Source organism: Pseudomonas sp. SDO5215_S409, from assembly GCF_054071325.1.
In genome coordinates this window covers 1-18,142 of record NZ_JBSVWN010000014.1, presented here as the reverse complement: position 1 = coordinate 18,142, position 18,142 = coordinate 1, and the positions used below count along the sequence as shown (strand labels likewise).

The following is an 18,142-nucleotide window of genomic DNA, read 5'->3' as shown; positions in this document are numbered from 1 at the left end:
TGTTTTTTTGCTGGCGGTGGGTGGGGCGCGCCTCAAAAGCGACGAACCTTTCTGGTCTGCCACTCGTCGTAAACCGCTGCCCACCTGTCAACTTTGACAGTAGCCGCCCTCGCACCCTTCAGGTTCTATAGAACGGCGACGCTGCGTGCAGCGGCGCGTCTTCAAGTACGGTGAAGGGAGAAGGGCAATGGCCACGGGTGTCGTGAAATGGTTCAACGCAGAAAAAGGCTTCGGGTTCATCAAGCCGGATGACGGCAGTGCAGACCTGTTCGTCCACTACTCGGACATCAAGGCCGAGGGGTTCAAGTCTCTCGATGAAAACCAGAAAGTGGAGTTCACGGCCGCCCATGGCCAGAAAGGGCTGCAAGCCACGGATGTGCGGCCGCTGAAATGAGGTTGATGGGGGGCGTTCACGCGTTTGTGCGTGGGAATGCCTTCCTTGCTGCTCCGGGCCTTTGGCAAAGAAACATTTCATTACCCTTTAGCCCCGGGCCGAAGACCTGTGTGTGATCGCGGGTAAATCCTCAGAAAGCCTGATGGCGTAGGGCGTCGGCGCCCATCGAGCGTGTTTTAAATCTTCGTGACCTGGCCGAACGGTCAGTTGTCCTGCTCGTGCCCTTTGCGCACGATGCGGTCCACGCCCTTGCGGCGTTTCCCCCCTCTCTTATCAATCAGCACCTGAACGGTGTTCGACCCCGCTTGGGCGTCAGAAAAGGATATTCCCATGCAACGTCAGTTTGACTGCTCGACGCAGAGCCCCGCGTGAGGCGCTACCACATCACCGTGGGGGCGCCGACCTCGGCGGGAGGTGTCGTGCTGACAGGGTGCGATAGCGGTTTCATCAATAACCAAGGGGTCGCCCGGGAAGGCGATCGGGTGTTTTGCCCTGCTTGCAACAGCACCGGGGTCATCGCCAATGCGGGCGCTTATCGGGTGGAAATATGGGCGGGCAAGCAGGTCGCATTGGAGGGGGACGTATGTGTGTGCCAGTGCAGCCCCGCGCCTGTGCTGATTGCCCATCAACAGTTCATGTGCCAGGAAATAGATGATCCACAGCCTGTGAGGCCCGCTGGCAAGGCAGTGCCGAATGCGCCACTCGGGCGATCGATGACCCCGTCTGCACCTTCGTGTGTGTTTGCCAAATCCAGTGTCTGCGTGCCGGCCGGTTCGACGGCCGCTGGCCGAACCCCGGAGCGGATTGGCAATTTCGGCAACGCGGCGTTGATGGCGTCTACGGGCACCGCTGGCACGCTCGGGCAGATCGCCGGCACCCTGGGCAGCGAACTGGGCACGTGGGTGGTGCGTGGCGCTGCCGGAGCCGGTTCAGCATTGGGGGTGCTGATGTTGGCCTTTTGGCCCCGGGCTATCGGCGACTCCACGCTCTACAGCGCAGAACAGCTGGCAGGCATGCGGTCGGCGAGTACGCGGGTGCGGTTTCAATTTCGGCGTGATGCGGCGGGCAACCCGCAAGTCTATGGGCTGCATACGGGGCCCGAGAGCGGGATGGACAGCGTGCCGGTCACCGAGGCCCACTGGAGTGCCGACAAGCGCGCGATGGTCGCGGTGCTGGACGGTCTTTCCATCACCTGGACGCCGAACAAGGGGCCGGTGATCAGCATTCCCAGTCCGTTTCCCGGCGTGCCTGAGTCGCTGGAGAATCTGTTGGTCCATCCGATTGCCCCGGGTCAGGATGCGCAGTTCGCTCACTACCCCGGGCAGGATGAAAGCGACCTCACCTGGCAGGACACGATCATCACGTTTCCGGCCGATGCAGGCTTGCCACCGTTGTATGTGGTGTTTGCCAAGCCTGCGGTCAGGCCGCTGGAAGTCGGGCCCGCGCGGGATTTGATGGGGCGTAGTCGTGGGGATGGTTTGGATATCGATCATATTCCTGCGCAAAACGTATTGGAGGCAACGTTGCTTCAACTCGACGCCAAAATGCCGCGTCAACAGGTGCTCGACTATCTCAAGCAAGCGCCTGCAATTGCGATTCCTGCACATGTTCATCAGCGGTACAGTGAAACTTACGGCGGGCGCAGTACCAAGGCCAAGCAGGCTGGCGACGTGGCGGACCTGCGAGCGGCAGTCGATAGCAACGTTGACGCGATCAAGCGTGGCCTGATGGAAAATGGCTTTGCCGAGAAAGACGTTGAAATTGCCCGCGAACAATTGCATCAGCTCAATCAAAAACAAGGGTGGTACTGATGGACGCTAGAACCATCGAGCAATGGATTAAAAACTTGGGCCGTCCCTATGACGCTTTGGTCATGGAGAACATCATTCCTGATATGCCGCTTCAAGAGCTCTACAGGGGAAGAGACTGGCTCGACATTGAGCCCGCCGACGGCCTGGAACTGAGTTTCCAGGCGGCAACGATGCTTTTGGAAACGCTGTACATCACGTTGGTCCCGGCAGTACCGGGTCAGAAAGTGTTCCGGGGTGAGTTGCCTGCGCCGTTCAAAGCGGCGATGAGCAGGGCAGAGGTCAGGGCGGATTTTGGTCAGCCGCTGGCGTCCAAGGGGCCAGCCACGCTGCCGTTGAACAGGAAAACCGGAGGGTGGGATGCCTATCAGCTGGAGCCCTCTGTGTATCCGGACACCCAGGTCATCATCAAATATGCGCAAGATACTGCGGTCAATACTCTGGTCTTCACGTTAATGAGTGCAGGCCATTAATCAGCGCGCTCAAGTTAAAACGCGTTCTATTGTTTGTGCCCAAGCTTGCGCCTGGTAAGCGATCCCGCCCGTTCCTTTCCCCCAACCCCAAAGTTGGACAGTTTCTTGCAACACCGCCCTCGCGCCCTTCTGCGGCGTCAAAAACCTGCTTCAAGGAAACGAGGAATACCGGTGGATCGCTCTCAAATGCTCAGCACGGCCCGTGGCACCCTGACCGACCTTTCGCGGGGCAATCTGGGTGTGCCGTTGTTGCTGCTGATCATGCTGGCCATGATGATGTTGCCGGTGCCGCCGTTCCTGCTGGACGTGTTTTTTACCTTCAACATCGCCCTGTCGATTGTGGTGCTGCTGGTGTGCGTGTACGCGCTGCGGCCGCTGGATTTTGCGGTGTTCCCGACCATCTTGCTGGTGGCGACCTTGCTGCGGCTGGCGCTCAACGTGGCGTCAACGCGGGTGGTGATGCTTCACGGTCAGGACGGTCACGCGGCGGCGGGCAAGGTGATCCAGGCGTTTGGCGAGGTGGTGATCGGCGGTAACTACGTGGTGGGTATCGTGGTGTTCGCGATTTTGATGATCATCAACTTCGTCGTGGTCACCAAGGGCGCCGGGCGCATCTCCGAGGTGAGTGCGCGGTTTACCCTGGATGCGATGCCCGGCAAGCAGATGGCGATCGACGCCGACCTCAACGCCGGCCTGATCGACCAGGGCCAGGCCAAGGCCCGCCGCGCAGAGGTGGCCCAGGAGGCCGAGTTCTACGGCTCCATGGACGGTGCCAGCAAGTTCGTGCGCGGTGACGCCATTGCCGGCCTGCTGATTCTGTTCATCAACCTGATCGGCGGCATGGCGGTCGGGATCTTCCAGCACGGCATGACCTTTGGCGATGCGGGCAAGGTATACGCCCTGTTGACCATCGGTGACGGTTTAGTGGCGCAATTGCCATCACTGTTGTTATCTACAGCGGCGGCAATCATGGTGACCCGTGCTTCGGGCTCCGAAGACATGGGCAAGCAGATCAACCGGCAGATGTTTGCGTCGCCCAAGGCCCTGGCCGTGGCGGCCGGACTGATGGCGGTGATGGGGCTGGTGCCCGGCATGCCGCACGTCTCCTTCCTGAGCATGGCCGCGCTGGCCGCGGGTGGGGCGTACCTGTTCTGGAAGAAGCAGAACCAGGTCAAGGTGCAGGCGCAGCAGGAGATCGCCCGCCAACAAGAGCTGTTGCCTTCACCGGCCCGCGCCCAGGAAACCAAGGAACTGGGCTGGGATGACGTGACCCCGATCGACATGATCGGCCTGGAAGTGGGTTACCGCCTGATTCCGCTGGTGGACCGCAACCAGGGCGGGCAATTGCTGGCGCGGATCAAGGGCGTGCGCAAGAAGCTGTCCCAGGACCTGGGCTTTTTGATGCCCACCGTGCACATCCGCGACAACCTCGACCTGGCGCCCAGCGCCTACCGCCTGACGCTGATGGGCGTGATCCTGGCCGAAGCCGAGATTTACCCCGACCGCGAACTGGCGATCAACCCCGGCCAAGTGTTCGGCAGCCTTAACGGCATCACCGCCAAAGATCCGGCTTTTGGCCTGGACGCGGTGTGGATCGAAATCAGCCAGCGCAGCCAGGCGCAGTCCCTGGGCTACACCGTGGTGGACGCCAGCACCGTGGTGGCCACGCACCTCAACCAGATTCTGTACAAGCACTCCCACGAGCTGATTGGCCACGAAGAAGTCCAGCAACTCATGCAGTTGCTGGCCAAGGCCTCGCCCAAACTGGCCGAAGAACTCGTGCCGGGGGTGCTGTCACTTTCGCAATTGCTCAAGGTGTTGCAGGCGCTGTTGGCCGAGCAGGTGCCGGTAAGGGACATTCGCAGCATTGCCGAGGCCATCGCCAACAATGCCGCCAAGAGTCAAGATACTGCCGCTTTAGTGGCAGCGGTGCGGGTGGGGTTGTCTCGCGCCATCGTGCAAAGCATTGTAGGGCTTGACTCCGAGCTGCCTGTGATCACGTTGGAGCCCAGGTTGGAACAAATATTGCTCAACAGTATTCAGAAGGCCGGGCAGGGCGCTGACGAGGGTGTTCTGCTGGAGCCGAGCATGGCGGAAAAGCTGCAGCGTTCGTTGATCGATGCCGCCCAGCGCCAGGAAATGCAGGGCCACCCGGTGATCTTGCTGGTGGCCGGTCCGGTCCGGGCGATGTTGTCGCGGTTTGGACGCCTGGCTATTCCGAATTTGCACGTTTTGGCTTATCAGGAAATTCCTGACAACAAGCAAGTGACTATCGTCGCGACAGTAGGGCCCAACGGCTGAGGTAGTGGGTTATGCAAGTGAAGCGTTTTTTCGCCGCCGATATGCGTCAGGCCATGAAACTGGTCCGCGACGAGCTGGGCGCCGACGCTGCGATTATTGGCAACCGCCGCATTGCAGGCGGTGTCGAGCTGACGGCTGCCCTTGATTACCAGCCGTCGGCCCTGGCCCCTCGCGTGCCCAACATGGAGCTCGAAGACGAGCTGCGCAAGACCGCCTCGCGTATCGTCTCGGCCCAGGCCGAACTGAGCCTGCGCAGTGACGGCGACGCCAGCACCAGCCGCCAGCTGTTCGCCGGCCTGCCGCTGACTGCAGCCGAGCCGCTGGTAGAGCCGACGTTTGTCGAGCCACCACGCCCTGCCGCGCCAGCCCCGGCCCCGTCTGTGGACTCGCGTGCGCTGGACTCGATGCGCAGCGAGCTCAATGGCCTGCGCGAATTGCTGGAAGTGCAACTGGGTTCGCTGGCCTGGACCCAACTGCAAGGCAGCAAGCCGCAGCAGGCCAACCTGTGGCGCCGCTTGCAACGCATCGGCTTGTCCGGCCCGTTGTCACGCGACCTGCTGGCGCTGACCACCGAAATCGACGACCCGCGCCAAGCCTGGCGCATGCTCTTGGCGCACCTGGCGCGCATGATCGTCACCCCGGAACTCGAACCCCTGGAAGAAGGCGGCGTGATCGCCATGGTCGGCCCCGCCGGCATGGGCAAGACCACCACGCTGGCCAAGCTCGCGGCGCGCTACGTGCTCAAGTACGGCGCGCAGAACATTGCGCTGGTCAGCATGGACAGCTACCGCATTGGCGCCCAGGAGCAGCTCAGGACCCTGGGCCGTATCCTCAATGTGCCGGTTACGCACCTGGACCCAGGCCAGTCGCTGGTCAACGCGCTTGACCCGCTGCTGCGCAAGCGCGTGGTGTTGATCGACACCGCAGGCCTGCAAGCCAGTGATCCGGCGCTGCGCATGCAGCTCGAGAGCCTGGCCGGTCGCGGGATCAAGGCAAAGAATTACCTGGTGCTGGCCACCACCAGCCAGAAGCAGGTGCTGACCGCCGCCTACCACAGCTACAAGCGCTGCGGGCTGGCCGGTTGCATCCTGACTAAACTCGACGAAACCGCCAACCTGGGCGAAGTGCTGAGCCTGGCCATCGCCCATGAGTTGCCGGTGGCTTACCTGACCGACGGGCCGCGCATCCCGGATGATTTGCATCTGCCGCGCCGTCACCAGTTGGTCAGCCGTGCCGTGAGCATACAAATGCAGGAAGAACCCAGTGAGGAAGCGATGGCCGACATGTTCGCGGACCTCTACCACAGCCCGGCCAAACAGGTCGGCTGAGGGCAATATGAATACAGTGCAATGTACCTACATCGGTGGTCTGCAAGCGGTTAACGCGGCCAGCCTGTGTAGCCTGCGTCTCAGCAAGACAAGGTAAAGAAAGAACATGGGCAGCATGCATCCCGTACAGGTGATCGCGGTGACCGGCGGCAAAGGTGGCGTCGGGAAAACTAACGTGTCAGTGAATTTGTCCCTGGCCCTGGCAGAGCTTGGCCGTCGGGTCATGCTGCTGGACGCGGACCTGGGGCTGGCGAACGTCGACGTTCTGCTGGGCCTGACGCCCAAACACACCCTGGCCGATGTGATCGAGGGCCGGTGCGACCTGCGCGATGTGTTGCTGCAAGGCCCCGGCGGGATCCGTATCGTGCCCGCCGCCTCCGGCACCCAGAGCATGGTGCACCTGAGCCCGGCCCAGCACGCGGGCCTGATTCAGGCGTTCAGCGACATTGGCGACAACCTTGACGTGCTGGTGATCGACACCGCCGCCGGCATTGGCGAGTCCGTGGTCAGCTTCGTGCGCGCCGCGCAGGAAGTCCTGTTGGTGGTGTGCGACGAACCCACCTCGATCACCGACGCCTACGCCCTGATCAAACTGCTTAACCGTGACTACGGCATGAACCGCTTTCGCGTGCTGGCCAACATGGCCCAGAGCCCGCAAGAGGGGCGCAACCTGTTCGCCAAGTTGACCAAGGTCACGGATCGCTTCCTCGACGTCGCCTTACAATACGTGGGCGCCGTGCCCTACGACGAGTGTGTGCGCAAGGCTGTGCAAAAGCAGCGTGCCGTCTATGAAGCGTTCCCTCGTTCCAAATGCGCGCTGGCGTTCAAGGCCATTGCCCAGAAGGTCGATACCTGGCCGTTGCCCGCCAACCCGCGGGGGCATCTGGAGTTTTTCGTCGAGCGATTGGTGCATCAGACGAGCGCGGGACCGGTGCTATGACAGCGAGCGGCTACAACCTTTACAAAAAGTCGGCACGTGACAGCCAGGTGGAGCTGATCGAGCGCTATGCGCCGCTGGTCAAGCGCATCGCCTATCACTTGCTGGCGCGCCTGCCGGCCAGTGTGCAGGTCGAGGACCTGATCCAGGCCGGCATGATCGGCCTGCTGGAGGTGTCGACCAAGTACGACGCGAGCAAGGGCGCGAGTTTCGAGACGTACGCGGGTATCCGTATTCGCGGCGCGATGCTCGATGAGGTGCGTAAAGGTGACTGGGCCCCGCGTTCGGTGCACCGAAATACCCGGATGGTCAGTGACGCCATTCGCGCAATTGAAGCAAAAACCGGCCGTGACGCTAAAGATCATGAAGTTGCGGCCGAACTCCAATTGAGTCTCGATGATTACTACGGGATTTTGAACGATACCTTGGGCAGCCGCTTGTTCAGTTTCGACGACCTGTTGCAGGACGGCGAACACGAAGGGCTGCACGAGGACGGCGCGAGTGCTCACCTGGAACCTTCGCGCGACCTGGAAGATGAACGCTTCCAGGGCGCCCTGGCAGAGGCGATCGCCAACCTGCCGGAGCGTGAGCGGCTGGTGTTGGCGCTGTACTACGACGAAGAGCTGAACCTCAAGGAAATCGGTGAGGTCCTGGGGGTCAGCGAATCGCGCGTAAGCCAGTTGCACAGCCAGTGCGCCGCCCGCTTGCGGGGGCGTTTGGGTGAGTGGCGAGCGCGCTGACACGCAGTGTGGGGACACTGTGAACGACACCGCCAGGGCGCAGGTCTTGGTGGTATTGGCCCGTGGTGCACCCCTGGCAGTCCTTTTTGTGTAACGCCTGTTGATTGAAATGGCGCGTCCAGCAGCTGGGCGCGTTTAAGACTGCTTGGAGGTCGAATTGGACAAGAACATGAAAATCCTCATCGTTGATGATTTTTCAACGATGCGGCGGATCATAAAAAACCTGTTGCGTGACCTGGGGTTCACCAACACGATCGAGGCGGATGACGGGTTGACCGCCATTCCGATCCTCAACAGCGGCAGCGTCGACTTTCTGGTAACCGACTGGAACATGCCGGGCATGACCGGTATCGATCTGCTGCGCCACGTGCGCGCGGATGAAAAACTGCGCAACCTCCCTGTGCTGATGGTCACCGCCGAAGCCAAGCGCGAGCAGATCATCGAAGCTGCCCAGGCCGGGGTCAACGGCTATGTGGTCAAGCCCTTCACCGCCTTGGCGTTGAAAGAGAAGATCGAAAAGATCTTCGAGCGCATCCACGGTTGATGCCACCACGGGGGAGCTATGGAGCCTAAAGAAACATCTCAGAGCGATTTTGAGTCGACGCTGAAAAAACACGCTCAGGAGCTGGTCCAGAGCCTTGAAAAAGGCCAGTTCGGCGATGCGGTGCAGTTGATCCACGAGCTCAACCAGACCCGTGACCGCGGCTTGTACCAGGAAGTGGGCAAGCTCACCCGTGAGCTGCACAGTGCGATCGTCAATTTTCACATTGACCCGCACATGCCCCAGGCCGAGGAAGTGTCGCAGATCACCGATGCCACCGAGCGCCTGTCCTATGTGGTCAGGCTGACTGAGGCGGCGGCCAACCGCACCATGGACCTGGTGGAAAACGCCACGCCGCTGGTCAATGGCATGGCCACCGAGGCCAAGGCCCTGAGCACGGACTGGGGGCGCTTCATGCGCCGGGAAGTGGGCGCCGAAGAGTTTCGCGAGCTGGCGCGCCGGGTCGACAGTTTTCTCAACCGCAGCGAGCAGGAGAGCCGCACGGTATCGAGCAACCTGAACGACATTCTGCTGGCGCAGGATTACCAGGACCTCACCGGCCAGGTGATCAAGCGCGTGACCCAACTGGTCACCGAAGTGGAAAGCAACCTGCTCAAACTGGTGTTGATGGCCAGCCAGGTGGACCGCTTTGCCGGTATCGAACATGACCGCGCGGCGATCCTCTCGGAAAAAGATCCACAAAAACACCTCGCCAAGGGTGAAGGTCCGCAGATTCATGCCGATAAACGTGAAGACGTCGTATCCGGACAAGATGACGTAGACGATTTGCTGTCCAGTTTAGGCTTCTAAGGAGCACGCACATGAGCTTCGGCGCCGATGAAGAAATCCTTCAGGATTTCCTTGTAGAGGCCGGCGAAATTTTAGAGCAGCTGTCGGAACAACTGGTCGAGCTGGAAAGCCGACCGGACGATGCCAACCTGCTCAATGCCATTTTTCGCGGTTTTCACACTGTAAAAGGGGGCGCCGGCTTCCTCCAGCTCCATGAGCTGGTGGAGTGCTGCCACATCGCCGAGAACGTGTTCGACATCCTGCGCAAGGGTGAGCGGCACGTCGACTCGGCATTGATGGACGTGATTCTCGAAGCACTGGATGCGGTCAACGGCATGTTTGGCGAGGTGCGCGACCGTGCGCCGATCACCGCGGCCACCCCGCAACTGCTGGCGGCCCTGACGCGCCTGGCAGAACCTGCCGACAACGCACCCGCGCCTGTTGCCGTTGCGGCGCCCGCGCCGGTGGAAGAGCCTGCGGGCGATGTGACCGACAGCGAATTCGAACAACTGCTGGACTCGTTGAACGCCGTCAAGGCTCAGGCCGAGGCGCCCGCTGCGGCGCCTGCTGCGGCCCAGGCGTCGGAAGACATTACGGACGCTGAGTTCGAGTCCCTGCTGGACCAATTGCACGGCAAGGGGCAGTTCGCCCCCGACGCCGTGGCCGCCGCGCCAGCACCTGCCCAGGTGCCGACACCGGCCAACACCGATATTACCGACGACGAATTCGAAGCCCTGCTGGACCAGTTGCACGGCAAAGGCACGTTTGCCGCCGACGCACTGCCGGAAGTGGCCGCCGTGGCCGCTGCGCCGACCCTCGCGGCCCCGGCCGCTGCCGCGCCCGCCGACGATGGCTTGATTACCGATAACGAGTTCGAAGCCCTGCTGGATGAACTGCACGGCAAGGGCAAGTTTTCTGACGTGGCCCAGGCGCCCGCTGCCACTGCTGCCGTGGCCGCACCGGCCCCGGCCGCCGTCGCCAAGCCCGCAGCGCCCGCCCCGGCAAAACCGGCCCCGGCACCTGCCCGTGCCGTGGCCGCGCCCGCCCCGGAAAAATCCCCGGTCAGCGAAGCCGAAACCACCGTGCGCGTCGACACCGCACGCCTGGACGACATCATGAACATGGTCGGCGAACTGGTGCTGGTGCGTAATCGCCTGGTGCGCCTGGGCCTCAACAGCAGCGACGAGGCCATGCAAAAGGCCGTGTCGAACCTGGACGTGGTCACCGCCGACCTGCAAACCGCCGTGATGAAAACGCGGATGCAGCCGATCAAGAAAGTCTTCGGCCGCTTCCCGCGCCTGGTTCGCGACCTGGCGCGCCAGCTCAAAAAAGAGATCAACCTGGAGTTGGTGGGCGAAGAAACCGACCTGGACAAAAACCTCGTCGAGGCCCTGGCCGACCCGCTGGTGCACTTGGTGCGCAACGCGGTTGACCACGGCGTGGAAACCCCGGAAGAGCGCGAAGCCGCGGGCAAGAACCGCCTGGGCAAGGTGATTCTGGCGGCCGAACAGGAAGGCGACCACATCCTGCTGTCGATCACCGACGACGGCAAGGGCATGGACCCGACCGTTCTGCGCAACATCGCGGTCAAGCGCGGCGTGATGGACAAGGACGCCGCCGACCGCCTCACCGACACCGACTGCTACAACCTGATCTTTGCCCCGGGCTTCTCGACCAAGACCGAGATCTCTGACGTGTCCGGCCGCGGCGTGGGCATGGACGTGGTGAAGACCAAGATCAGCCAGCTCAACGGCTCGATCAACATCTACTCGACCAAGGGCCAGGGCTCCAAGATCGTTATCAAGGTGCCGCTGACGCTGGCGATCATGCCCACCCTGATGGTGATGCTGGGCAACCAGGCGTTCGCCTTCCCGTTGGTCAACGTCAACGAGATCTTCCACTTGGACCTGTCGCGCACCAACGTGGTGGACGGCCAGGAAGTGGTGATCGTGCGTGACAAGGCATTGCCGCTGTTCTACCTCAAGCGCTGGCTGGTGGCTTCGGCCAAGCATGAGGAGCAGCGTGAAGGTCACGTGGTGATCCTGTCCGTGGGCACCCAGCGCATCGGCTTTGTGGTCGATCAACTGGTGGGCCAGGAAGAAGTGGTCATCAAGCCTTTGGGCAAAATGCTGCAAGGAACGCCAGGCATGTCGGGCGCGACCATTACCGGTGACGGTCGGATCGCGCTGATTCTCGATGTTCCGAGCATGCTCAAGCGTTACGCCGCACGGCGTATTTGATTCTGGCAGGGCAGGGCGGTAGGCCCTCGCCCGGCCTAACGGAGTGTTTATGGCAGTCAAGGTCCTGGTGGTGGACGACTCGGGTTTCTTCCGCCGCCGCGTCTCGGAAATTCTTTGCGCCGACCCGACCATCCAGGTGGTCGGCACGGCCAACAACGGCAAAGAGGCGATTGATCAAGCCCTGGCGTTGAAGCCGGACGTGATCACCATGGACTACGAGATGCCGATGATGGACGGCATCACGGCGGTGCGGCACATCATGCAGCGCTGCCCGACCCCGGTGTTGATGTTCTCCTCGCTCACCCATGAAGGCGCCCGGGTCACCCTGGATGCGCTGGATGCGGGCGCAGTGGACTTCTTGCCGAAGAACTTCGAAGACATCTCGCGCAACCCCGACAAGGTCAGGCAACTGCTGTGCGAGAAGGTCCACAGCATTTCGCGCAGTAACCGCCGTAGCCTGTTCAGTACGCCGTCGCCAGCCCCGGTGGCGCCGCCGGTGGCCACGCCGGGCAGTTTGGGGCGGCCTGCACCTGCGCCTGCGCCCGCCCCGGTTGCGCGCCCTCTGGTCGCGCCCGTGCGCACTCCGGCGCACGTCGCTCATTCGCCAGCGCTCAAACGCAAGGCCTACAAGCTGGTGGCGATTGGTACGTCCACCGGCGGCCCGGTCGCCCTACAGCGGGTACTGACCCAGCTACCGGCGAACTTCCCGGCGCCGATCGTGTTGATCCAGCACATGCCTGCGGCGTTCACCAAGGCATTCGCCGAGCGCCTGGACAAACTCTGCCGCATCACCGTCAAAGAAGCCGAAGACGGCGACATCCTGCGCCCGGGCCTGGCGCTGCTGGCCCCGGGGGGCAAGCAGATGATGGTGGATGGCCGTGGTGCGGTAAAAATCCTGCCGGGCGATGAGCGCCTGAACTACAAGCCCTGCGTGGACATCACCTTTGGTTCGGCGGCCAAGTCCTACGGCGACAAAGTTCTGGCGGTGGTACTCACCGGCATGGGCGCCGACGGCCGTGAAGGCGCGCGCCTGCTCAAACAGAGCGGCAGTTCGATCTGGGCCCAGGACGAGGCCAGCTGCGTGATCTACGGCATGCCCATGGCCATCGTCAAGGCAGAGCTGGCCGACGCGGTCTACAGCCTGGACGACATTGGCAAACACCTGGTGGAGGCCTGTCACTGATGGATGTATTGAGCCTGATCGGCATCATCATGGCGTTTGTCGCAATCATTGGTGGCAACTACCTCGAAGGCGGCCACCTCGGCGCCCTGGCCAACGGCCCGGCGGCGTTGATCGTGATCGGTGGCACGGTGGGCGCCGCCTTGCTGCAAGCGCCGCTGAGCTCGTTCAAGCGGGCTATCCAGATCCTCGCCTGGATCCTCTTCCCGCCACGCGTCGACTTGCCGGGCGGCATCGACCGGGTGGTCAACTGGAGCCTCACGGCCCGCAAGGAAGGCCTGCTGGGCCTCGAAAGCGTGGCCGACGCCGAGCCCGACAGCTACGCGCGCAAAGGCCTGCAATTGCTGGTCGACGGTGCCGAGCCGGAAGCCATCCGCAGCATTCTGGAGGTGGACTTCTACACCCAGGAAAGCCGCGACATCAATGCCGCCAAGGTGTTTGAAAGCATGGGCGGCTACGCGCCGACCATCGGCATCATCGGCGCGGTGATGGGGTTGATCCACGTGATGGGCAACCTCGCCGATCCGTCGCAACTGGGCAGCGGGATTGCCGTGGCGTTCGTGGCCACCATCTACGGCGTGGCCAGTGCCAACCTGGTGCTGTTGCCGGTGGCCAGCAAGCTCAAGTCCATTGCCCTGCGTCAGTCGCGTTACCGCGAAATGTTGCTTGAAGGCATCCTGTCGATTGCCGAGGGTGAGAACCCACGCTCCATCGAATTGAAGCTCCAGGGCTTCATGGACTGATGGGAGGTTTATGTGAGCCGTCGCCGCCGCGAGCCTGAAGAACACGTCAACCATGAACGCTGGCTGGTGTCCTACGCCGACTTCATCACCTTGCTGTTCGCGTTTTTCGTGGTGATGTACTCCATTTCGTCGATCAACGAAGGCAAGTACAAGATCATTTCCCAGGCGCTGGTCGGGGTGTTCAACGACGCCGACCGTTCGCTCAAACCGATCCCCATTGGCGAAGAGCGGCCCAAGACCGTCACCCCGGCCAAGCCGCTGGTCAAAGACAGCGATGAAACCGCCGCGGGCATCGGCGGCACCAGCGACCCGCTTAAAAGCATTGCCGATGACATCAGTGCGGCCTTTGGCGACCTGATCAGCGCCAATCAGATGACTGTGCGCGGCAACGAGTTGTGGGTAGAGATCGAGCTCAATTCCAGCCTGTTGTTCGCCAGCGCCGATGCAATGCCCAGTGACCAGGCGTTCACCATCATCGACAAGGTGGCGGGCATCTTGAAGCCGTTTGAAAACCCGGTCCACGTCGAGGGCTTTACCGACAACTTCCCGATCAGCACGGCGCAGTACCCGACCAACTGGGAGCTGTCATCGGCCCGGGCGGCCAGCATCGTGCGCATGCTCGCCATGCAGGGCGTGAACCCGCAGCGCCTGGCGTCGGTGGGCTACGGCGAGTTCCAGCCGGTGGCCAACAACGCTACGGCCGAAGGCCGTGCGCGCAACCGCCGGGTGGTGCTGGTGGTGTCGCGCAACCTGGACGTGCGCCGCAGCCTCACCGCCACCGGCACCGCCAATGCAACCCCGGATGCTGCCTTGAAGCGGGCTGGCACACAAACTGCACCAGCGCCTGTAAAGCCGCCGGTTCGTGCGAGTGCCGTCAATTCTCCGTCACCGGCCCCCTAACGCCATGCTAGTGCTCGGTTGCGCGTGTGCCTGCCGGGAGGATCAATCCGAATGAGAGTCTGGGCAGTTGCCAATCAAAAGGGTGGTGTCGGTAAAACCACTTCCTCCATCGCCTTGGCCGGCTTGCTGGCCGAGGCGGGCAAGCGCGTGGTCGTGGTCGACCTGGACCCCCATGGCTCCATGACCAGCTATTTCGGCTACGACCCGGACGCGTTGGAGCACAGTTGCTACGACCTGTTCCTGCACAAAGGCAGCGTACCGGCCGACTTGCCGGGCCAACTGTTGTTGCCCACCAGCAATCAAAGCATTTCGCTGCTGCCTTCCAGCACCGCGCTGGCCACCCTTGAGCGCCAGTCACCGGGGCAGAACGGGCTGGGCCTGGTGATCGCCAAGACACTGGCGCAGCTGTGGCAAGACTTCGACTACGCGATCATCGACAGCCCGCCGTTGCTGGGGGTGCTGATGGTCAACGCGCTGGCCGCCAGCCAGCAATTGGTGATCCCGGTGCAGACCGAGCACCTGGCCGTCAAAGGCCTGGAACGCATGGTGAGCACGCTCGCGATGATCAACCGCTCGCGCAAGCAGGCGCTGCCGTTCAGCATCGTGCCGACCCTGTTCGACCGCCGCACCCAGGCGTCCCTCGGCACATTGCGTGTGCTGCGCGACGCCTACCCGGACAGCATCTGGCAAGGCTACATCCCGGTGGACACCCGCCTGCGAGATGCCAGCCGCGCTGGGCTGGCGCCGTCGCAATTCGACCCGAAAAGCCGTGGCGTGCTGGCGTACCGGGCGCTGCTCAAGCACCTGCTGTCCCAGCAACTTGTGGCGCAGGTGGCGTGATGACAGCTCTTTATTCAAGTCTGTGGCATATCACGCCGATAACCTCTAACGGGGCTTGCGCGTGGGCATACCGATGAACCGTCCTGTTGATTTAAAGACCCGGCCGCAACTGGCGCTGGAGTCCTACCTGGACGCCTTGCTGCACGATGCGACCGAAGAGCCGTCGCCCGAGCCGATTTTGGTGCTTGAGCCTGCGATCGAGCCGGTGGTGGAGGCGGTCGCAAGCACACTGGACGAGTTCCAGTTGGCCGTGCTGGAGGAGCAAGCGCGGGATGCGGTGGTGGTGCCGATCGTGCCTGTGGCTGTGCCTGTGAGCGCGCCGGTCGTGATGGCGCCAGCGGTGGTCGAGCCGGTGGTGCAAGTGCACCTGCCGCCGAGCATCACACCGCCGCCGGTAGAGCCCGACGGCCGACCGGCCTGGGCCGCCGAGCCCTTTGAATGCTTGCTGTTCGACGTGGCCGGGCTGACGTTGGCCGTGCCGCTGGTGTGCCTGGGTTCGATCTACTCGCTGGAAGGCCAGGAGCTGACGCCGCTGTTTGGCCAGCCCGAGTGGTTCTTGGGCATCCTGCCAAGCCAGGCCGGCAACCTCAAGGTGCTGGACACCGCGCGGTGGGTGATGCCCGACCGGTATCGCGATGATTTCCGCCAGGGCCTGCAATACGTGATCTCGGTCCAGGGCTACGAGTGGGGGTTGGCGGTGCACCAAGTCAGCCGCTCGCTGCGCCTGGACCCCAATGAAATCAAATGGCGCAGCCATCGCGGCCAGCGGCCATGGTTGGCGGGCACCGTGATTGAACACATGTGCGCCTTGCTGGATGTGGCCGAACTGGCGGAGCTGATTGCCAGCGGCGCGGTAAAAAACATGCCGCAGGGCAAACGCACTTAATAACAAGCGCAGCGCGTGAGCGCTGGCGATGAACACACGCCGTCATCAACGGCATTTGAAGGGGTCAGGGGTATGAATAAGTCAGCGTCCGCACAGAGTTCCGAAGATCCGATCCTGCAGTGGGTGACCTTCAAGCTGGACAACGAGTCCTACGGCATCAACGTGATGCGCGTGCAGGAAGTGCTGCGCTACACCGAAATCGCCCCCGTGCCGGGCGCGCCGAGCTACGTGCTGGGCATCATCAACCTGCGCGGCAACGTCGTCACCGTGATCGACACCCGCCAGCGGTTTGGCTTGATGCCCACTGAAGTGAACGACAACACCCGTATCGTCATCATCGAAGCCGACAAGCAAGTGGTCGGGATCATGGTCGACAGCGTGGCCGAAGTGGTTTACCTGCGCCAATCGGAAGTCGAGACAGCGCCCAACGTGGGCAACGAAGAATCGGCCAAGTTCATCCAGGGCGTGTGCAACAAGAACGGCGAACTGCTGATTCTGGTTGAACTGGACAAGATGATGAGCGAAGAAGAATGGCAGGAACTGGAGAGCATCTGATTGTTCCTTGAAGTGGCAGTGATTGTCCTGGCCATCCTGTGGGCCGGGACCCTGGGGTTTGTGCTGCGTTACATGCGCCAGCAACGAGAACAGGTGGCGCAACAGGCAGAGCGTGATGCCGTGCGCGACCGGCGGATTATCGAGCTGGCCAAGCGCGTGGACCACTTCCAGCAGAGCGCGGTACAGGTCGGAGACGAAGTGCACGAACTGCGCACCGTCCTCGGCCCGCTGCCGGACAAACTGGCGCAGCTGGAACAGCGCGATCCATCAAGCCTGTCATTCGCCCAAGCGGCGAAGCTGGTGGGCATGGGGGCGACGGTGGATGAGCTGACGCAGTCTTGCGGGTTGACGCAGGCTGAGGCGCAGTTGATGAGTAAGTTGCATAAGGGGTGAGGGGGAGAGGGGATTAGTAGCCGTAGATGGGGGCGAAGTAGGAGGGCGGTGGATGATTTTTTTGCCATTCGCCCGCGAATATTTTCCCTTGTCGGATTTCTTGTGAACTCATTTTTTCGGCGATTCTTGAAAGGTTTTTTTGAGCCTCTTCGGGATCTGATCCTCCCCCCTTTAGGTTGGATAATATATAAGTCAACCCATAAGCTTTAACTCGGTCTAGCGGGAAGCCATAGCTGTCTGGCAAATGCGCTACATTCAAAGCATAGCCCCCTAATGCATCAATATGTCCCGCCTCGGCAGATCGCTGTAGCCAATATCCAACTTCTTTATTGCTTCGATTGTTTGTATAAAGATAGTTTGCGTAGAAATACATTCCCTGAGGGTATCCAGTTTCTGCTGATGATTTAAACCATTTTTCAACCGCTTTGTCGCGACTACCTGGAATCGGGAACCAGCCTCTACCGCTTTTGTAAGCACTGGCGAGCAGTTGTTGGGCTGAACCATCTCCCGCATCGGCTGCTTTTTCCAGCCATCTCAAGCCTTGTTTGGCGATGTACAGTACGATCATTGCTTGCGTATCGCCCTCTTTGGCACGATCACGAGCAACCTTGATTGTTCGCTTTCTCCATGTGTGGCTTGTTTTTTCTGCGCAAGCGCCCATGCCATCGCATAAATCGCCTCCGTTACTGAGGCGAAGCATAGCGTAAAGATTGCCCTGCTCAGCGGCTGCTACATACCACGTTTTTGCCTCGGCGGTGGTATATCGATTACTAAGTCGTATTGCCTCTGCCAGATAATATTGAGCGGTTCGATCCCCAGGATCGTGTCCCTGGAAGTGGTGTAACTCATCATGGCCTTGGCCGCTGAGTTTGCCGTTTAGTTGATCACTGCCGACAACTTGGCTTGCGGATTATCGCTGACCGCCTCAAAGGCCTCCAACTGCATATAGCGCCTTTGCAGGCACCATTCGTCGTTCTGCTCCAACAGCATTGCTCCTACAAGCCGGGTGATTGCCGGGTCGTTTGGGAAAATCCCCACGACCTCGGTGCGGCGCTTGATCTCGGCATTCAGCCTCTCCAGCGGGTTGGTGCTAT

At 61.6% G+C, this 18,142-nt stretch carries 19 protein-coding genes; 17 read left to right on the top strand and 2 right to left on the bottom strand.

Annotated elements, in window-relative coordinates; all coding sequences use genetic code 11:
* Positions 1-187: 187 nt before the first annotated feature.
* The 17 genes from ACW9H9_RS10125 (at position 188) to ACW9H9_RS10045 (ending at position 17,048) form a co-directional block, all read left to right on the top strand.
* Positions 188-394: a cold-shock protein gene (locus tag ACW9H9_RS10125; RefSeq protein ID WP_457343070.1), complete on the top strand. Its 207-nt coding sequence runs from the start codon at positions 188-190 to the stop codon at positions 392-394.
* Positions 395-762: 368 nt separating this feature from the next.
* Positions 763-2,205 carry an S-type pyocin domain-containing protein gene (locus ACW9H9_RS10120; RefSeq protein WP_457370426.1) on the top strand — a complete coding sequence of 481 codons (1,443 nt, stop codon included), beginning with the start codon at positions 763-765 and terminating at the stop codon, positions 2,203-2,205.
* Positions 2,205-2,675 carry a DUF6392 family protein gene (locus tag ACW9H9_RS10115; protein ID WP_457343071.1) on the top strand — a complete coding sequence of 157 codons (471 nt, stop codon included), beginning with the start codon at positions 2,205-2,207 and terminating at the stop codon, positions 2,673-2,675. The genes ACW9H9_RS10120 and ACW9H9_RS10115 overlap by 1 nt, the downstream gene beginning before the upstream one ends.
* 186 nt (positions 2,676-2,861) lie before the next feature.
* Positions 2,862-4,976 (top strand): flagellar biosynthesis protein FlhA, encoded by a 2,115-nt coding sequence (gene flhA / locus ACW9H9_RS10110; RefSeq protein ID WP_457343092.1) that lies wholly within the window; start codon positions 2,862-2,864, stop codon positions 4,974-4,976.
* Between the two features lie 11 nt (positions 4,977-4,987).
* Positions 4,988-6,304 carry a flagellar biosynthesis protein FlhF gene (flhF, locus tag ACW9H9_RS10105; RefSeq protein WP_457343072.1) on the top strand — a complete coding sequence of 439 codons (1,317 nt, stop codon included), beginning with the start codon at positions 4,988-4,990 and terminating at the stop codon, positions 6,302-6,304.
* A 106-nt stretch (positions 6,305-6,410) separates the two neighbouring features.
* Positions 6,411-7,244 carry a flagellar synthesis regulator FleN gene (gene fleN, locus ACW9H9_RS10100; RefSeq protein ID WP_457343073.1) on the top strand — a complete coding sequence of 278 codons (834 nt, stop codon included), beginning with the start codon at positions 6,411-6,413 and terminating at the stop codon, positions 7,242-7,244.
* Positions 7,241-7,981 carry an RNA polymerase sigma factor FliA gene (gene fliA, locus ACW9H9_RS10095; RefSeq protein ID WP_457343074.1) on the top strand — a complete coding sequence of 247 codons (741 nt, stop codon included), beginning with the start codon at positions 7,241-7,243 and terminating at the stop codon, positions 7,979-7,981. Before fleN ends, fliA begins: the two co-directional genes overlap by 4 nt.
* Before the next feature lie 169 nt (positions 7,982-8,150).
* Entirely contained in the window at positions 8,151-8,525 is a 375-nt protein-coding gene (locus ACW9H9_RS10090; RefSeq protein ID WP_457343075.1) for a chemotaxis response regulator CheY, read from the top strand.
* Positions 8,526-8,543: 18 nt separating this feature from the next.
* Positions 8,544-9,332 carry a protein phosphatase CheZ gene (locus ACW9H9_RS10085; RefSeq protein WP_457343076.1) on the top strand — a complete coding sequence of 263 codons (789 nt, stop codon included), beginning with the start codon at positions 8,544-8,546 and terminating at the stop codon, positions 9,330-9,332.
* 11 nt (positions 9,333-9,343) lie between these two features.
* Positions 9,344-11,551 carry a chemotaxis protein CheA gene (locus tag ACW9H9_RS10080; RefSeq protein WP_457343077.1) on the top strand — a complete coding sequence of 736 codons (2,208 nt, stop codon included), beginning with the start codon at positions 9,344-9,346 and terminating at the stop codon, positions 11,549-11,551.
* Between the two features lie 49 nt (positions 11,552-11,600).
* Positions 11,601-12,734: a protein-glutamate methylesterase/protein-glutamine glutaminase gene (locus ACW9H9_RS10075; protein ID WP_457343078.1), complete on the top strand. Its 1,134-nt coding sequence runs from the start codon at positions 11,601-11,603 to the stop codon at positions 12,732-12,734.
* A complete protein-coding gene (locus ACW9H9_RS10070; protein WP_457343079.1) occupies positions 12,734-13,474 on the top strand; it encodes a flagellar motor protein in 741 nt (246 codons plus the stop codon). Before ACW9H9_RS10075 ends, ACW9H9_RS10070 begins: the two co-directional genes overlap by 1 nt.
* Before the next feature lie 12 nt (positions 13,475-13,486).
* Positions 13,487-14,374 carry a flagellar motor protein MotD gene (gene motD, locus ACW9H9_RS10065; RefSeq protein WP_457343080.1) on the top strand — a complete coding sequence of 296 codons (888 nt, stop codon included), beginning with the start codon at positions 13,487-13,489 and terminating at the stop codon, positions 14,372-14,374.
* A 51-nt stretch (positions 14,375-14,425) separates the two neighbouring features.
* Positions 14,426-15,214 (top strand): ParA family protein, encoded by a 789-nt coding sequence (locus ACW9H9_RS10060; protein WP_457343081.1) that lies wholly within the window; start codon positions 14,426-14,428, stop codon positions 15,212-15,214.
* Positions 15,215-15,287: 73 nt separating this feature from the next.
* Positions 15,288-16,100, top strand: coding sequence for a CheW domain-containing protein (locus tag ACW9H9_RS10055; RefSeq protein WP_457343082.1), 813 nt, complete (start codon positions 15,288-15,290; stop codon positions 16,098-16,100).
* 72 nt (positions 16,101-16,172) lie between these two features.
* Entirely contained in the window at positions 16,173-16,655 is a 483-nt protein-coding gene (locus ACW9H9_RS10050; RefSeq protein WP_457343083.1) for a chemotaxis protein CheW, read from the top strand.
* Positions 16,656-17,048, top strand: a complete 393-nt coding sequence (locus tag ACW9H9_RS10045) for a DUF2802 domain-containing protein (RefSeq protein ID WP_457343084.1) — start codon at positions 16,656-16,658, stop codon at positions 17,046-17,048.
* Positions 17,049-17,061: 13 nt separating this feature from the next.
* Here the strand turns inward: ACW9H9_RS10045 and ACW9H9_RS10040 are convergent, their stop codons facing one another.
* Both ACW9H9_RS10040 and ACW9H9_RS10035 read right to left on the bottom strand, forming a co-directional pair.
* The gene (locus tag ACW9H9_RS10040; RefSeq protein ID WP_457343085.1) at positions 17,062-17,748 is read right to left on the bottom strand and encodes a tetratricopeptide repeat protein; all 687 of its coding nucleotides are present in this window, start codon (positions 17,746-17,748) and stop codon (positions 17,062-17,064) included.
* Between the two features lie 176 nt (positions 17,749-17,924).
* Positions 17,925-18,142, bottom strand: a 218-nt coding sequence (locus tag ACW9H9_RS10035; RefSeq protein ID WP_457343086.1) for a transposase, incomplete at its 5' end; no start/stop codon positions are given.

Coding starts and splice junctions, on each gene's coding strand:
- ACW9H9_RS10090 (WP_457343075.1), top strand. CDS start 8,151: ATGAAAATCCTCATCGTTGATGATTTTTCAACGATGCGGCGGATCATA.
- ACW9H9_RS10060 (WP_457343081.1), top strand. CDS start 14,426: ATGAGAGTCTGGGCAGTTGCCAATCAAAAGGGTGGTGTCGGTAAAACC.
- fliA (WP_457343074.1), top strand. CDS start 7,241: ATGACAGCGAGCGGCTACAACCTTTACAAAAAGTCGGCACGTGACAGC.
- ACW9H9_RS10040 (WP_457343085.1), bottom strand. CDS start 17,748: ATGCTTCGCCTCAGTAACGGAGGCGATTTATGCGATGGCATGGGCGCT.
- ACW9H9_RS10115 (WP_457343071.1), top strand. CDS start 2,205: ATGGACGCTAGAACCATCGAGCAATGGATTAAAAACTTGGGCCGTCCC.
- ACW9H9_RS10080 (WP_457343077.1), top strand. CDS start 9,344: ATGAGCTTCGGCGCCGATGAAGAAATCCTTCAGGATTTCCTTGTAGAG.
- ACW9H9_RS10050 (WP_457343083.1), top strand. CDS start 16,173: ATGAATAAGTCAGCGTCCGCACAGAGTTCCGAAGATCCGATCCTGCAG.
- ACW9H9_RS10085 (WP_457343076.1), top strand. CDS start 8,544: ATGGAGCCTAAAGAAACATCTCAGAGCGATTTTGAGTCGACGCTGAAA.
- ACW9H9_RS10125 (WP_457343070.1), top strand. CDS start 188: ATGGCCACGGGTGTCGTGAAATGGTTCAACGCAGAAAAAGGCTTCGGG.
- ACW9H9_RS10055 (WP_457343082.1), top strand. CDS start 15,288: ATGAACCGTCCTGTTGATTTAAAGACCCGGCCGCAACTGGCGCTGGAG.
- ACW9H9_RS10070 (WP_457343079.1), top strand. CDS start 12,734: ATGGATGTATTGAGCCTGATCGGCATCATCATGGCGTTTGTCGCAATC.
- flhF (WP_457343072.1), top strand. CDS start 4,988: ATGCAAGTGAAGCGTTTTTTCGCCGCCGATATGCGTCAGGCCATGAAA.
- flhA (WP_457343092.1), top strand. CDS start 2,862: ATGCTCAGCACGGCCCGTGGCACCCTGACCGACCTTTCGCGGGGCAAT.
- fleN (WP_457343073.1), top strand. CDS start 6,411: ATGGGCAGCATGCATCCCGTACAGGTGATCGCGGTGACCGGCGGCAAA.
- ACW9H9_RS10075 (WP_457343078.1), top strand. CDS start 11,601: ATGGCAGTCAAGGTCCTGGTGGTGGACGACTCGGGTTTCTTCCGCCGC.